The organism is Wolbachia endosymbiont (group B) of Xanthorhoe designata, from assembly GCF_964028585.1.
GTDB lineage: Bacteria > Pseudomonadota > Alphaproteobacteria > Rickettsiales > Anaplasmataceae > Wolbachia.
In genome coordinates this window covers 489,971-505,707 of sequence record NZ_OZ034794.1, presented here as the reverse complement: position 1 = coordinate 505,707, position 15,737 = coordinate 489,971, and the positions used below count along the sequence as shown (strand labels likewise).

General features: G+C 34.1%; 12 protein-coding genes and 2 pseudogenes. 5 read left to right on the top strand and 9 right to left on the bottom strand.

What is annotated here, in order from left to right; all coding sequences use genetic code 11:
- Positions 1-90: 90 nt before the first annotated feature.
- Positions 91-411, top strand: a pseudogene (locus ABWU64_RS02380) (Rpn family recombination-promoting nuclease/putative transposase); the annotation flags it as partial.
- Between the two features lie 30 nt (positions 412-441).
- Here ABWU64_RS02380 and ABWU64_RS02375 read toward each other — a convergent pair.
- Both ABWU64_RS02375 and ABWU64_RS02370 read right to left on the bottom strand, forming a co-directional pair.
- Positions 442-5,607: a tetratricopeptide repeat protein gene (locus ABWU64_RS02375; RefSeq protein ID WP_353279788.1), complete on the bottom strand. Its 5,166-nt coding sequence runs from the start codon at positions 5,605-5,607 to the stop codon at positions 442-444.
- Entirely contained in the window at positions 5,564-7,651 is a 2,088-nt protein-coding gene (locus ABWU64_RS02370) for an ankyrin repeat domain-containing protein (RefSeq protein ID WP_353279787.1), read from the bottom strand. The genes ABWU64_RS02375 and ABWU64_RS02370 overlap by 44 nt, the downstream gene beginning before the upstream one ends.
- Before the next feature lie 650 nt (positions 7,652-8,301).
- On the opposite strand from ABWU64_RS02370, the gene ABWU64_RS02365 reads away from it, so the two are divergent.
- The 3 genes from ABWU64_RS02365 to ABWU64_RS02355 all read left to right on the top strand — a co-directional run bounded on the left by ABWU64_RS02365 (position 8,302) and on the right by ABWU64_RS02355 (position 11,142).
- Positions 8,302-9,102, top strand: coding sequence for an ankyrin repeat domain-containing protein (locus ABWU64_RS02365; RefSeq protein ID WP_353279786.1), 801 nt, complete (start codon positions 8,302-8,304; stop codon positions 9,100-9,102).
- Positions 9,080-10,315, top strand: a complete 1,236-nt coding sequence (locus tag ABWU64_RS02360) for an ankyrin repeat domain-containing protein (protein WP_353279785.1) — start codon at positions 9,080-9,082, stop codon at positions 10,313-10,315. The genes ABWU64_RS02365 and ABWU64_RS02360 overlap by 23 nt, the downstream gene beginning before the upstream one ends.
- Positions 10,316-10,992: 677 nt before the next feature.
- The gene (locus ABWU64_RS02355) at positions 10,993-11,142 is read left to right on the top strand and encodes a hypothetical protein (protein ID WP_341815856.1); all 150 of its coding nucleotides are present in this window, start codon (positions 10,993-10,995) and stop codon (positions 11,140-11,142) included.
- Here ABWU64_RS02355 and ABWU64_RS02350 read toward each other — a convergent pair.
- The 5 genes and pseudogenes from ABWU64_RS02350 to ABWU64_RS02330 all read right to left on the bottom strand — a co-directional run bounded on the left by ABWU64_RS02350 (position 11,103) and on the right by ABWU64_RS02330 (position 12,249).
- On the bottom strand, positions 11,103-11,285 hold the full coding sequence (locus ABWU64_RS02350) for an IS3 family transposase (protein WP_353279784.1): 183 nt from the start codon (positions 11,283-11,285) through the stop codon (positions 11,103-11,105). The genes ABWU64_RS02355 and ABWU64_RS02350 overlap by 40 nt on opposite strands.
- Entirely contained in the window at positions 11,236-11,457 is a 222-nt protein-coding gene (locus ABWU64_RS02345; RefSeq protein WP_051063889.1) for an IS3 family transposase, read from the bottom strand. Before ABWU64_RS02345 ends, ABWU64_RS02350 begins: the two co-directional genes overlap by 50 nt.
- A gap of 43 nt (positions 11,458-11,500) precedes the next feature.
- The gene (locus tag ABWU64_RS02340) at positions 11,501-11,695 is read right to left on the bottom strand and encodes a hypothetical protein (RefSeq protein ID WP_051063888.1); all 195 of its coding nucleotides are present in this window, start codon (positions 11,693-11,695) and stop codon (positions 11,501-11,503) included.
- 18 nt (positions 11,696-11,713) lie between these two features.
- Positions 11,714-11,794, bottom strand: a pseudogene (locus ABWU64_RS02335) (hypothetical protein); the annotation flags it as partial.
- Between the two features lie 194 nt (positions 11,795-11,988).
- Entirely contained in the window at positions 11,989-12,249 is a 261-nt protein-coding gene (locus tag ABWU64_RS02330; RefSeq protein ID WP_015588598.1) for a transposase, read from the bottom strand.
- Between the two features lie 118 nt (positions 12,250-12,367).
- Between ABWU64_RS02330 and ABWU64_RS02325 the strand changes: the two genes are divergently transcribed.
- Entirely contained in the window at positions 12,368-12,724 is a 357-nt protein-coding gene (locus ABWU64_RS02325; RefSeq protein WP_015588597.1) for a hypothetical protein, read from the top strand.
- A gap of 117 nt (positions 12,725-12,841) precedes the next feature.
- Here the strand turns inward: ABWU64_RS02325 and metG are convergent, their stop codons facing one another.
- Positions 12,842-14,371 carry a methionine--tRNA ligase gene (metG, locus tag ABWU64_RS02320; RefSeq protein ID WP_353279783.1) on the bottom strand — a complete coding sequence of 510 codons (1,530 nt, stop codon included), beginning with the start codon at positions 14,369-14,371 and terminating at the stop codon, positions 12,842-12,844.
- 389 nt (positions 14,372-14,760) lie between these two features.
- Positions 14,761-15,663 (bottom strand): hypothetical protein, encoded by a 903-nt coding sequence (locus ABWU64_RS02310; protein WP_341815853.1) that lies wholly within the window; start codon positions 15,661-15,663, stop codon positions 14,761-14,763.
- Between the last annotated feature and the right edge of the window lie 74 nt (positions 15,664-15,737).

The following is a 15,737-nucleotide window of genomic DNA, read 5'->3' as shown; positions in this document are numbered from 1 at the left end:
CCAAATTGGAGAGAAGCCGATATGAGGCGCAAAGTCTCACGTACGGTTTTGAAGTCGAGTGAGGAGAGGCGACCTTCTTCACTTAGACAGCGATATGCAGACAAAACTAGTGAACAAGAGCTAGAGAGAATAATAGGAAGTGATTTAATTATTGGCAGGGCTTATGATGAGCTGAACCAATATAATTGGAGTAAAGAAGAACGTCTTGCTTATGACCAAGCTAAGAAACGTACCGATGATTATTTATCTAGTCTTGAAGAAAAACTTCATGAAGGCATCCAAATCGGCCATGAAAAAGGTAAAATTGAAGTTGCCAGAAACTCACTCAAGGTCGGTGTCTCTATTGATGTTATCGCTAAAATCACTGGCCTTTCGGTAGATGAGATTAAGCAACTTGACCTGCACAATTAACTCCTTTCAAGCCCCCGTTATTCACAGATTCTACAACAATCCTATTAAGTAAAATGAAGGATCTACATTAGCTATACCTTGCTCCTGATTATGATTATTAACCATTTTCTGCCTATCTAGCATCTTCCCAATACTGCTTTTGAAAGTACTCAAAAACTTCTCATTTTTCGGATAAGCTTCTTTTACGGCTGAATATAATGTACTTGGTATTTTAGAATATCTTTCGTTCCTTACATGACCTGCTATATCTGAATACACTTTAAAAAAGTCAAAACCTTTTACTGATACACCAGATTGCTTAGCTGTTTTTTTAAGTGTCTTTTTAAACTCTTCCATTATATCAAGTGTATCAGCCAGAACTTCTTCATGAGTAGCAGAACAAAACTTAGGCAGAGGATATTTTCTATCTAGGAAACCTTGTAGTAAGAGAAATCCTAAACCAACATTATTACTGATACAAACTTCGCTACTAAATTGGCTAGTACCAGCTGTATTGGAATAATTTGCTAAAATTTCAGGCAGAGCAGCTCTAAACCTACCTATAGAGTTCTTTACCCAACCAAATAAATCATTTATCCATGAAGATGCTTTTGTGCTACTGTTTCTAATATTTTCTGAAAATCTTTTATCTAAATCACTGTACTCCTTATGTCTTCTATGCCTAATTGCAACATTTTGCTGTTTATATTTGCTGAAAACATCATTATATACTTGATCCTTATACTCTCTTTTCACACTATCCACGTTTCTTGCAGCATTTATTTCCTTTTCATGATCTCTTAACACTATCCCTTTATCAGCAAATTTGATAGATAATGTTTTCATCTTAGGTGTTTTATAGAATTCACTAAGTGTAATACTGCAAAAATCATCTCTAGTAATAGTCGAATCAAAAGCATTAGTTATCATTAGATCATTATCATTACTACGAACAAACCTATAGTTTTCTCCTTTTCTAGAAATGATAAGCTCAGTACCTTCCTCCACATCTTGACCAGTTACAACAATAATCTCCTTATCCTTTTCAAATATCAAAGGTAGTGGTTTTAGTTCTAATTCAGAACTTATTTTCATAGGTATATTATTCGAGATAATATGAAGCTTTTCATACCAATTCAAACCGTCTTTTAATCTTACCATCAGCACTTCTGCTGGAAAACTTTGTCCGAATTCTGCTTCTAACTTAACTAGTAAATCATTTCCATCTTGATAAATTCTTGGCAGGCCAATATGCACTCTTAGATCATCTTGTTGTATGATTTTTATCACTTTTCGTAAATCTAATGTATCTATTGAACTTCCTTTATCAAGATTATAGATGTTTACTTCTGGTATAGAAAAAATACTATGGTCATATCTTTGCTTACCTGAAGCTATAGTAATTACGTATATATTCTCACCACCATTTTTAATCAAGTGACTGTTATGAATCGGGTTATTTTGAAGCACCTCACATTTTTCATGGCCAACAAATATATATTCATTAACAGATTGTACAGCAATAGTCATATTGAGTTTATTCGCTATAGCTGGGTAACTTTCTATAATTTCATCAATAGTTTTATTAGTACTCTGTATTGCATACAAATTTCTTTCCTTGCCTACTTTTATTTCAGCACTGTCTTTTAATTGATAGATTATATTGTTCATTATGTTATATGAGATAGATATACTAAAGTTACTATTTATTACTTTTGAGAAAAAATTGAACCTTATACTATTTTGATCTTCAACATCAATACTCTGAACATCAGCAAGCACATAGCCAAATGTAAACCTATGATTACTTTCCAAATTAGTAAGTAATTTAACAGATGCGCTACCATTTTGAGATGGTAGAATATAGCTAAAGTTACCCTTTAGTGCCATATTATCTATTTCAGTATAAGGTTTAATTATTACCTGTATATCATAGACACAGTCATTGTTTTCTATCTGTACATAATCAAGTTGATCTTCTGCACCACCATTGCCATCTACGAATTTAGTTTCACATGCACTAAATATATGATCTCCCTCAACTTTTCTGCCAAACACTCTTTCCACTGAATTAATTTTAAAACTATGATAACCATGGTGCTTATATACGGTAATACCAATGTTTGCATTTAAGTAAACATCTACAGTGACAACACCATGAGCAAATCCAGTGAGATCTAAGGTATCAATTCCACCTTCTCCGTACAAGGATCCTCCTATAAGATCTCCCTGTAAAATAAATATATCATTCTTATTTCCTCCGTAATATTCCTTAGAACCATCATTTACTACAAATATGTTTTGACTATCCTTAAATCCTCTGGCATAATCTTTACCTTCTCCTAAATCAATTAGAGTATATCCTTCTATCTTGTTATTAGATAAACCAATTGCATTTTCACATAAATATGACCCATAACTTGGCGCAGGTTCGTCATTTCCCTGCGAGAAACAAAACAATTTTCCACCACTTGGATTATCCGGTCTTGCTCTGCTCCATCTTATATCGGTCCTTTTTCTATCAAGCAATACTGTACTGTCTAAATCTATCTCAAACTTAGTTGTACATTTTTCAGCATAAAATGTCACATTAACCTTTCTAAGGCATAAAATGCTAAGTCTAGCCATATTACAGATGGTTTGTTGATATGGTACCTTACGACAAGAATCCACAGATGACTTACTAGTAGGGAATACATAGCTTTGAATATTACTATGCTCCTTCAAATACTCAAACCCTTGCTTAACTAATTGGTTATAGAGTTGTTTTTCTTCCATTAGCTCTTCTATATATTGTTCAGGTTGCATACCGATAAACGCACGTAAACCTTCAATAAACTTCTCTTTTTCAGTTAGGTGAATAATTTGATCAATCTTATCAACTTTCTTTACTGCCATGTAAACATCAGTGCCAACAAATACTACAGCGCCTATTCCTGACCCAATTGGTCCAGTAACACTTGACACTCCTTCTAATATTGCAAAACTTTCAGCTACTTCTATGCCAATCTCTGCAGCATCAACACTTAGGTAAATACTATCTCCTACTACGCCAACCAATGCTCCTTCCGTACCATTTTTAAATGCTTTTACCTGATTTACTAGATCATAGGCAATAAAGGCAGAAGTGCCACGAGCAAGAAAAGGTGATGCTGCTCTTAAAGATCTACCAAGTAATGCTTTTCCTTCTGAGAGCAAATTTAATCCTTCACGAGATGCAACTTCAGCAACTCTAGCAAATCCTTGACCACCGGCAATAAAGCCAACATTAATTGCTACACCCTGATAATCTCCGTTTAAAAAGTCAGCTAAAACATTTTTAGCCATCATTCCATGCATAGTTATGCTAGAGATTTTCTTTACTCTATTTAAATGATTCATGACCTTCTGATTATTGGAAAGCTTATTGATCAAATCACGAAACCCACCTGTAACTTCAACTTTATTTGCTAGCTCAATTAGCTGATAACGCTTATCTTTCGGTAAATCTTTTATGTAATGAAGAAACTTTTCACTATCTATTTTTATTTTACTAAAATCCCTTTTTGCATCCTCTTCTGTATTAAATTTATCTACGTCTTTCCAAGACAGTTCACATTCCCCAATCTTTGCTTCCCTTTTCCTCATTCCTGAACTTGTGTTCGGCAAACATTCTGCAACTTCACCTTTTTGATATATTTTATCAGCCATTTCTAGTGACTCTTTTGCTCTCTGGTCATTACCTAAAGCTCTATCAGCAGTAGCTAAATTTTCTAAGACTATAGCTACTTCAGGATGATCTTCTCCGTAATGACTATCTAAAATAGGTAACGCCCTTTCTAGGAGCTCTGTTTGTTTCTGATAATCATCTAAAGCTCCATAAGTAATACTCAAGCTCACTAATATTTTAGCTATTTCAAGATGATCTTTTCCGTAATGATTCTCTAAAATAGGTAACGCCTTTTCTAGCAGCTCTCTTGCTCTTTGAGCATTACCTAAAACTCCATAAGTGATACTAAGGTTTACTAGAACTCTAGCCACTTCAAAATGATCTGCTCCGTAATGCTTCTTTAAAACAGGTAAATCCTTTTCTAGCAACTCTTTTGCCCTATGATAATCACCTAAAGCTCGATAAGTGACACTAAGATTTACTAGTGTTCTAGCTAATTGAAAATGATCTGCTCCATAATATTGCTTTCCAATTTTTAAAGCTCTTTCTAGCAAATCTTTTTGTCTTTTAGGATTACCCAAGCTAAAATACCCATCACTTATCAATATTAACAAACCCTCAAGGTAATCCTCTTCTATTTTTTGTTTATCTTTCGGGTTCTTTTTTAACCAATTATCTACATGTAATAAAAATGCTTCTAAGTGTGGCAAGAATTCTCGTTTCTTGACATAATCTTCTAACTTATCACTACCATAAGGAAAGCTTGCTCTGAGTAGCTTGAAAACCTCGTCCATAACTTCCTTATCTTTACCTTCCTCTTCTAATACTATTCTTGTCACTTCTTGAACTAATTTATGAGTACTCAACACACTTTGCTTTTGTTCACCATTCACCATAGAATATTTTATAAGTAAGCGAACAGCTGACCTTAATTTCTCCTCACTACTTCCTGTCAAACCTAAAAATACTTCTCTACTAATCCTCTCAGGTGCAAGATAAGATATAATATTAAGAACCCTTAAAGCTAATTTTCCATTCTCTCTATCACTTGCTATTTTATTGGTTGTAATCTTCCAAGTTGTAAAAGTTGTTTTAGCGTAATCATTATCAATTCCCCTGAATACTTCAGAATCAAGCAAATCTTTCGTCTTCTTTTCATACTTCTCTAGGTAATCATCTATATCAAATTCTTCTGTAATTCTTTGATCTTCAATGTATGCTATCGCTTGCTGTATAGCTAAAGGAAAGCGTTGCAACTTTTCTACTAAAGCTTTTATCTTTTCATTTTGAGATTCATCTTCTATACTCAAGCTCTTTTTTACAAATTCTATCGCTTTTTCTGACTTTAGTTCGTTCAGATTAATAACTTCTATCCCCCTGCCCCACTCTTGATTACGAGAAGTAATTAAAATATAAGGTCCATTACCAACTGGTAATAAATCATGAAGTGGTAAAAATTTATTCAAATAATTACTTTTTTCGGCATCATCAAAAATAAACAAGCTTTTGCTATCACTGAAAAATTTATAAACCTCTTCTACAATATCCTGTATATCCTTTTTTTCCATTTGCATCTTTTGTATCAATTTTCAGTTTATCCTTCGCTAATCGAGTAAATGATTCAATAATAGATACTTCGCTTTCAGCATTAATCCATATAACATCGTTATAATAATCTTTACTATATTCTTGAATATATTCCCTAGCTAGCTCTGTTTTACCTATTCCTCCTAAACCGCTAATTGAGGTTATTTGTGATAGTATTGTTATCTTTTCTGAACTACGTTGTACTTTATTATGTAGGTCAATTAATTCTTCTTCTCTTCCAGTAAATAAACTTACTGGCTTTTTTACATCAAACCAAATGGGTTCCCTTACTTGTTGTCCTGCTATAATTAAACTATGTATTTCATCAAGCTTTTTATCTACTTTCTCAAAGCTTTCTCTACTTTCTTTTCTTTCCTCTGCAATAGAATCTGCTATCTCTTGACTAGCTTGCTGATGTTGACTGATTAATTCATTAAGGACTCTCTTAATCTCATTTTGATTACTTTCTATGTAACTTGATAACTCATTAAAATTCTTACCTATATAATCCTCTAATTCATTAACTTTCTTTTCAGCTTCCTGTTTCATTTCTTCTTTGAAATTGCTTAGTAACCTCTCTTTGACTAACTTTGGATCTTGCTTATTAAGCTCATCCAATAATTTACCTTCCCATTTTTCCTCATCTGACTTTAAAATATACCTATATTCTTCTCTAGGAGGTTTTTCTTCACTGTACTCTCTCACGAATTTTTTTATTTTATTTTCTAACTCCCATTCAAAAAGAAGACGATAACCATATTTGCTAGTATCACTCTTTCCATCTCTTTTCCTGTAGTATTTATCAGCACTACCATCACTCTTTATTGTTACTGACCCTGCTTTATCAAATAATTCTGCAGTATTCCATGAATTTAAATTTTTACTTTCTAACGTATGTCCTGATTTAATATGAGGAACACCAATAGAAGTTTGTTTGTATTTTTTTGACTCTCCTAAAATGATACCCTCAGTAATTGAGAAAGCACAAAACTCCTTGGCGTTATTTTGTCTATAGTAATCAACCACTCTACTTACAGCATCTTTTGCTAACTTTGCCATTGCTCTCTGCCAACTCCCGTCTGCTTTAACTTGCACAAATTGGCTCTCAAAAGCTTGAAAGATCTCAATACCAGATTTTACTAACTCTTCCCTAACTTTAACCGGATCTTTTTTAAAGATATACAATTGATCTATCAGCTTTTTTAGCTCTTCTCTATTATAATAACTACCAATGCCAGATATTGCTTCTTGAAGAACGCTAATTCCAATAAGAGGAATTACCTTTGATTCCCTTTCTCCTTGTTCTGTTCCACTTTTTCCTGTCCTTGTCACTCTATTAATAAAATCAGCCCATTTACCTGGCTTTCCTTTTTGATTTTCTAATCTCTCATAGTACTCTGACAAAGATCCTTCATAAATAAAAACAAAATCTTCAACAAAACGTCTTAATTTTTCATGTACTTCTTTTTCTTGCTCAGAAAGTCTTTCTACTTGATTAGAAGATTTATTTAAATGTTCTTCTAAAGTAGAGATGATCTTTTCCTTATTTGGTTGTGTATTACTTCTAGCAATATCCAATGGAGTTTTACCGTCCTTATTTTTAATATTCATCTCTGCTTTTTTACTTAGGAGTAATCGTACTAATTCTTCATCATCTTCAGAAACAGCAATATGTAAGGAAGTATCACCTTGATTGTTTTGAATGTTAGGATCTATACCAGGCACATTCAAAAGAAATTCGACAATGTCTGGATGTTTTTTGCTTACAGCAACATGTAGTGGTGTATTACCAATATCATTGAGATCAATATCATTAATATTTTGCACTTGAGTAAGTAATCCTTCAATTTCACTAATTTTATTTAGCTGAGGATTACCCGTTCTATGCTCACGTATCGCAAGAAACAACTTGGCAATGTTAATATCACTAGGGTTATATTGACGCTTTATTCTATTTTTAAGCTGCAAAGATTTCTCTTCTTTCTGTAACTTAACTGATTGTGGATCAATATTTACCTTTGGCATAAAATCCCTTCTATTTCACATAAAATCTAAAGATCTTGTTACATGCTAGTAAATAAAATTGGCGGTGCAAATGGTTTTTATTATTTTATTTAAGCTTTTGAGCTGAGCTTGTAGAAAAGCTTTATTCTATCTTTAAATTATCTCAGTTTTTCTTTATTACTATTAAATAAATTAGAATTGATCTAGTATTATATTTTGCTAAAAATTCAATAAAATAACCATTTCCAATCACCCAAAACCACTATTGTGAGAAGAGTTTGTTTTGGAATGAATTGGTCTACCACTTGACCCATACGAACTTTTTAATATAGTAACTTTACTATAACGCTAAAACTATCTATATTGGCTCACTTTCGCTAAATCTATATACGAATTAGTTTGCCTGATTTTGTTGCAAAGATTTCAAGCTTCTATTTTTACAACCCTATCTTTACGCGGCTTGTTCTCAAAAATATATGTACTATTTTTATGTTTTTTGAAAAAGTAAACATTCAAGATTTTTATGACGCTAATTTGTAGTATGTTTCTGAAGCTAAGGTGATTATTAATAACTTTGCATTAAAGTATAAAAAGTATATAAATATGGACTTTTCTATTAGAATACTCGATAAGTAAATTGTATTACTATTTTTAGCAACAAGGAGATACTTATGATTTTAACATTGGGCCAGTGGAAGGAGATATTGGATGCAGTAAACTCAAATGATGATATACTTGAACAGATAAAGGTAAAATTACAAGACCAATTTAAAGGTGTATATGAGAAGTGGAAGCAGGATAGATTTGATGTAAAGCACCTATTTAACATTTCGTGGACCATAAATGATGAGCAATTTGATCAAGAATCTACATTACTGCATATAGCTGCTTACAATGGTCAGTTAAAGATAGTTAAATACCTTATAGAAAACGGGGCTAAGGTTGATGAGAAAGACCCTGATGGATGGACTCCTTTACATTTAGCTGCTGGAAATGGCCACTTAGAGATAGTTAAATACCTTATAGAAAAAGGGGCTGATGTTAATGCAGTGGAAAAAGATAAATGGACTGCCTTACATTTAGCTACTAAAAATGGCCACTTAAAGATGGTTAAACACCTTATAGAAAAAGGAATCGAGATAAATTCTACTAATGGAAATGGATCTACTGCATTACATATGGCTGCTCAGTATGGCTGCTTTCCAACGGTAAAACATCTTGTGAAAAAAGGAGCCGATGTAAATGTTCTTGATAAATATGATAATAATCCATTTCATTTAGCTTTTCAATATGATCACTATGAAATAGCAGAATATCTTAAAGGGACAGGAACGTATAAGTACACTGAAAGTTGTGCGTGGCGTAAAGTACCTTGGATAAAACCTAAAAGTCTTGTTAAGAATGATTTTGCACAGTTTATCGGTTTTTTTTACGGCTCATATGGTTTGGATGTTAAACTGTATAGGACCTGATGAGGAGAATGTTGTACCACTAATTGCCATACAGAATGCAGATAAACGTGTATTTAGGCGAGTTGGTGGTGATGATCTCCCATACGAATGCGCTGTAGCCATAGCTCGAGAACAACTGCAGTCTATACTTTCTTCTTCACGTGATGATTACGCGCTACTTGCCTATGACGGTTTTTTTACACAGAACAATAAGCGTGATGAATCGCTCTTTATTGAGGCATATGATATCAGAGATCCAGAAGGAATAACTCTTGTTTTTGCAATACCTTACCGTTCAGCACAAAGTAAAGAAGGTCTAGTCATTTACCGACCTATAGTAATAGAAACAGCAAACTTATCTGATATAAATACCTTTTCAAATCATGCTTATGAGGGGGCCCAAAGTCATACTAAGGGCTTTGAGTTTTGGGAGGCACATATGGATACACCGCTTATGAAGTCAACTGAACAGCTTTATGCTACTATTATGGAAGGAGATATAAAGCAACTTCAAAGACTAATAGAAGAGGGGTTGCATGTTAACTTAGCAGATGAGAATGGATGCACTCTTGTGCATGTTGCTGCTTTCAGTGGTAAAAAAGAGATAGCGGAATTGTTATTTAAAGAAGGGGCAAATATTAATGCAGTAGATAGAGAGCAACGTACTCCATTACATTATACTGCTGAAAATGGTCACAAAGGGTTAGTGAAATTTTTACTTGAAAAAGGAGCAAACATTGATGCAGCAGATCAGCATGGTTGGACTCCTTTATATCTTGCTGTTGCACAAGGTCATAAAGAAGTGATGAAGTTTTTACTTGAAAAAGGAGCAAACATTGATGCAGCAGATCAGCATGGTTGGACTCCTTTACGTCATGCTGTTCACCAAGGCAATAAAGAAATGGCAGAATTTTTACTCCAGGAGGGGGCGGACATTTGTACGGTAGATAAAGAAGGATTTACTATTTTACATTCAGCTGCTTCGAAAGGTCATAAGGAAATGGTGAAGTTTTTACTTGCAAAAGAAATAAATATTAATGCACTGGATCAATTTGGGAAGACTCCTTTACATTTTGCTGTGCATATTAATGATAAAGTAATAGTAGAGCTCTTACTAAAGGAAGGAGCTGATATTAATACAGTAGATAAAGAAGAATTTACTCCTCTACATTATGCTATTTATCATGGTTATAAAGAGGTGATAGAGCTTTTATCTGCGGGAAGCAAGCATTAAGTATTAGATTTCTTGCATAACCTTGTGCTAAACACGGTGTAATGATGAATAAAAATATCGCATTCAAAGCGTTGAGCGAGAAACACTTTTCATTACTACTAAAGTGGTTAGAAACACCCACGTACACCGCTGGATCCGTGCGAACTTTTCTTTATAATAATTCTGCTATATCGTAAAAGCAGCTATTTTAGCCTACTTTAGCCACATTTAGATATGAACTAATTTGCCTAACTTTGTTGCAAAATTTTCACACCTTTATTTTTACAACCCCGTTTTTACCCAACAAGTTCTCACAAAGGTAGGTACTTTTGTGATTTTTTGGAAAGTAAATAAATGAATTTTCGTTAATGCTAAAGAAGGTATGTTTCTGTATTAATTAGGCTACAGTGAACTAAAGTGGTTAGTAATAACTTTATATGAATATACAAGGTATATGGTAAGTAACAAGCTATATCTTATTAGACATAGAGATCATGCTATTAAACGACATATCAAAGTAAATGGGAATAGATCTCCATATGATGGGGATTGGCCATACTGAGGAAACCGTTAAGCAAATTACCAGATCACGAGTAATAAAATTACTGAAGTTACAGCAAGGTAAATGTAATTATTGTTATCTTTGGCTTAGGTTTAACACATGTACATCATCAAGACCGCAATAGACGCACAATAATATGAAAAATCTATCCTTGCTTCATAAGCACTGCCACGATCAATTACATGGAAGTATGCATGACAAGTCACCTTACCAAGAAAAAGTAGAGAGGAAGTTAAGACGTTTTTGTCATGAAAATGATGCATCAAATTGTTCAGGGATGCAATAGTTAATAGTAGAATAACGTCGTTGTTTATTATAAAAAATTTCAATGTATTCAAATATGGCAGTTCTAGCTTGTTGAGCAGAGTGTTGTGAAGGATCAATAAGTAGCTCTCTTTTGAGTGAGCTTTTCTGCAGGTGAGTTATCATAACAACAACCCTTATGACTCATGCTAGAGATAATATTTTTCCTATTTAATAAGAATTGGTAATTTTTAGAAGTATATTGTGACCCTTGATCACTATGAAACAGTAGATCTTCGGTGGATTTTCGTTTATTAACAGCCATAAATAAAGGATCTATAATTAATTGTTTATCCATTGAACTACTCATTGACCAACCAACTACCATACGTGAATATAAGTCAATTATTGACTGCCAAATATATCCAGCCTTCTTTGGTTTTTATATAAGTAATATCAGTTACCCATACCTTATTGGGCTGGTCCGTAGTAAAATTTTGATCCAGGATATTTGGAGCTATAATCCTACTATCTGTTTGCTGTTTTTTAGTTTTGAATCTTCTTCTAAGCTTAGCTTGAATGCCATTTTTTTGCATTACATCTTGCGCTGTTTTGATGTTATAATTTTTGCCTAAAGCTTTTAGTTCAGCATGGATTTTAGGAGCTCCGCACCTGCATTGTGATGCTTGATATATTTTTTGAATATCTGCTAGAAGCTCCTCTCTTGCTAATTCTTTATTGCTTTTCTCCTGAGCAACCCATTTATAATAACCACAAGCAGATACATTTAAAACCCTACATAACTCCTGTATTTTATAGCTGCTTCTATGCTCTTTTATAAAAGAATATTTTACTCCTTTTGGCTGGCAAAATATCCCAGAGCTTTTTTTTAAATGTCTCTTTCCCTAGTTATTCTTGCTAACTCTTTCTTTAAGTAAAACCTTTCTTTGTCATAAGGAGCTAACTTTCCTTTGCCTGGAAATGCATCTACTCCAGACATTTTTTCATTATATTTTCTTACCCATCTGCTTAATAAATCTCCATTCATACCTAAATCTCTTGCTATTTTTGCTGACGGTTGACCTGTTTCTCTTACTAGTTTTATTGCTTCCAATTTAAACTCTATTGTATATTCCCTTCTGTTTCCCATACTACACCTCTTTGAAAAAACGTTCTATTTTAATTCAAAAACGTCTTAACTTCCTCTCTACTTTTTCTGGGTAAGGTCACTTAGCAATTTATTTAAAGAAGAAGGTAATCAACCAAAATTGCATGCAGTAGCAAAAGAAACAGGTGATCAACCAAAACTAAAAGATAGAACAACTCAGATTGTAAAATTTAGTAGTATTGCAACGTACGCATCAGTTATAGTAGCAGCTTTAGCATCAAAGTTGTTTCCAACTCCCGTATGTACTTTAGATCCTGCTTCTGGATTATCTGAGCAGCAGGCACATCTAGGCCAAGCTGATGGTAATTCTACTGTAAATTTACCATCTGCTCACCATGTACCTACTCCACAGACTATGTTGAAAAGTAAAGTTGATGAGTCTCACGAAATGTTAAATTCTTCTTTTAAGAGTGCTAAAAATAATTTCGGTGCATCTCAATCATTTCTTCCAAAGTAGATAACGGTATAGATACATCAAAACGTCAAGGCACTTTTTTTGACTCTGTTGAATTAAAAAGGCTAACTACAGAACGGCCAACTCAGTCTAGTCTTGTAACGGCTTACTAAGGATTTTTTAAATATCGATCCTCAAAAAAATCGGCGTAGGTTTAGGCAGTGTAATGCCTAAACTTACACATGCGTTGCACAGAGATTTTAAATCACGTTGTTCTTTTGGAATTTGCAATTGATCTAGTATCGTTTCTGCTGATCTGGGAACAATTGGCTGCAATAAAATACCAATTATTCTAATGTATTCGAGTAGTTTGTAAATTACTAAATTCATGTGCTCTCTGTCAGTTTTGCTTAACATCCAAGGTGCACTTTTATCTATGTAAGCGTTGGCTTTGGAAGAAATATTGATAATCAGAAGTATAATCTGGTTAAATTCATACTTTGATAGATGATCCATTACTTGATCAATTATGGCTTTGCAATCTGGTAGACTCTTATCATCTTTAAGCAAATTGCGATCGACCACTGGTACAACTCCAAAACATTGCTTGTGCAGAAATGAAATTGTTCTTTGCACTAAATTGCCTATATTGTTTGCCAGCTCTGAGTTTATGCGGCTGATCATGTTCTTCTTACTGAAATTACCATCTTGACCGAAACTTGCTTCCCGAAGGAGAAAATAGCGTAGTTGATCAACACCAAACTCTTCTGCAAGATCAATTGGATCTATAACGTTACCAAGGGATTTGGATATTTTTTCCCCCTCGTTTAGCCACCAACCATGAGCTGCAATTTGCTTTGGCAGTGGTAAATCTGCTGCAAGAAGAATAGCTGGCCAGTATACAGCGTGAAAACGCAATATGTCTTTACCGATCACATGAACGTTGAAGGAGTTTGTCCAAAACTTCTTATATTCCTCATCTTCTATATTAGGAAAGCCTATTGATGTGAGATAGTTAGTGAGCGCATCTATCCAAACATAAATTACGTGCTTGTCATTCCCTGGTACTTTTATTCCCCAATTAAAACTAGTACGAGAAATCGAAAGGTCAGTCAGTCCTGATTTTACAAACGATACCACTTCATTTTTTCTGCTCTCAGGAAAGATAAAATTCGGCTGATTTTCATATAACTCCAGCAATTTGTTTTGCCAATTTGACAAGCGAAAAAAGTAGCTCTCTTCTTTTATCCACTGAACTTCAGCACCTGTTGGCGCTCTGCCATCTATCAACTCTGATTCCTGATAAAACGCTTCATCACGAACTGAATACCAACCTGAGTAAGAATCCAGATATATTTGCCCTCTCTCTTCAAGCCTATTCCATAGAGCTATAACTGCTTTTTCATGACGTTCTTCTGTAGTGCGAATAAAATCATCATAATCAAGGTTCATTAGCTCAGCCAATTTTCTGAATGTAACACTTATTTCATCTGTAAATTCTTTTGGCTCTATTCCCTTTACCTTAGCCGCTTTTTCAATTTTCTGTCCATGTTCATCCGTACCAGTAGTAAATTTGACGTTCTTTTCAGCTAGTTTCATAAATCTAGCTGCAACATCACAGATAAGGGAAGTATATGCGTGGCCGATGTGTGGCTTGTCGTTTACGTAATATATTGGCGTAGTGACGTAAAAGCTCTCAAATTGCTCCATTTTGTACTGTTTAAAGCTTTATCGTATCTGCACTAGTAATAAAAATCAATATATATCCTATCATACAAGCAATCTGAAAATCCATTATACCGCTGCGTTTTGCAGCGGTATCCTGTAAGTAATTTACGCTTGAGGGTAAGCAGTTTGCTGTCCATAACCTCACAACTGTACGAACATTCGTCTGTGAAAGTAGTGTGTTAAATACTATAGCAGATTTTGCCTCAAACACACAGATGTCATCCCAGTGCCCAGACACTGGGATCCAGAAAAATTAATTGTAAACAAATGACTATACAACATTTTCAATAAAATCACAAAAAGCTGGATTCCAGTGTCAAGCACTGAACATTTGCTGTGCAATTTACCTTTCAAAATGAATGTTCGTATAGCTATATTCCATGATCTCCAAAATTTTTTTCCTGATAAGAATTGCTAAACTCACTTTGAGGAGGAGCACTTGGAGCAGCATTAGGACCTTGAGGAGAGTAAGGAGGTGGTGGTTCACGATGAGAAGGATCTCCAAAGCTATGCCCAGGTCCTCGTTTATGATAATCAGCTACCACTTCTTTAGCTTTCTCAATATCTTCTGACTCTTTCTCATGTTTCATATGAAAAGCCACACCACCAGCAAGACACACAAGAGAATTAATGCCAAGAATGACTAAACCCCAAACTGGTAAGACTGGGTTAATAGCGCAACCTATCAAAGCTGCTAAAGAAATTGCACCAACTGCAAATTCTATATTTCTGAACATTTTAAGTTTATTATCCAGGTAATCTACCTTTTCTGATTTTCTAGCCGTTTTTTCGCTGCTGTTGTACCACACACACATTAAAGCATGGAAAGCAACACACGCAACTACAGCTACTATCCCTAAAGCTAATAATTTCCTGTTGTCTTCTGCGTCTTTTTTCTTATCTTCTCTGCTTGGCTGGTTACTGCTACCGGAACCAAGGTTATTTATCACTGTAGTATGACCAGTATTACCACTAAACAGGCTACGAAGTAGAAAATAATCCCAAAAATCTAAACCTCTATTATTGTGTACATGTACGTGTGTAACCTGAGGGCTTGTAGGTTGTTGCCTACTATCACGTCGATCACTTCCTATATTGTGTTCATTAGTTAGGTTATAGCGCCTAAATTCCTTATACGCATCTTCAAAATTTTTATCACTCCAGTTCTCAATATTTTGCATACCACGAGAACGTAAAAATTCTTGAACATTATTGTCACTGCCATTTTCTTTTATATAGGCAAGTGCATACCTTTTTAAAACACTACCGCGCATAGATATTCTCCTCAAATTAAGATTAAATTAATAAACAATTATTACTATAAATTATATAGAATAATGTCTTTTTG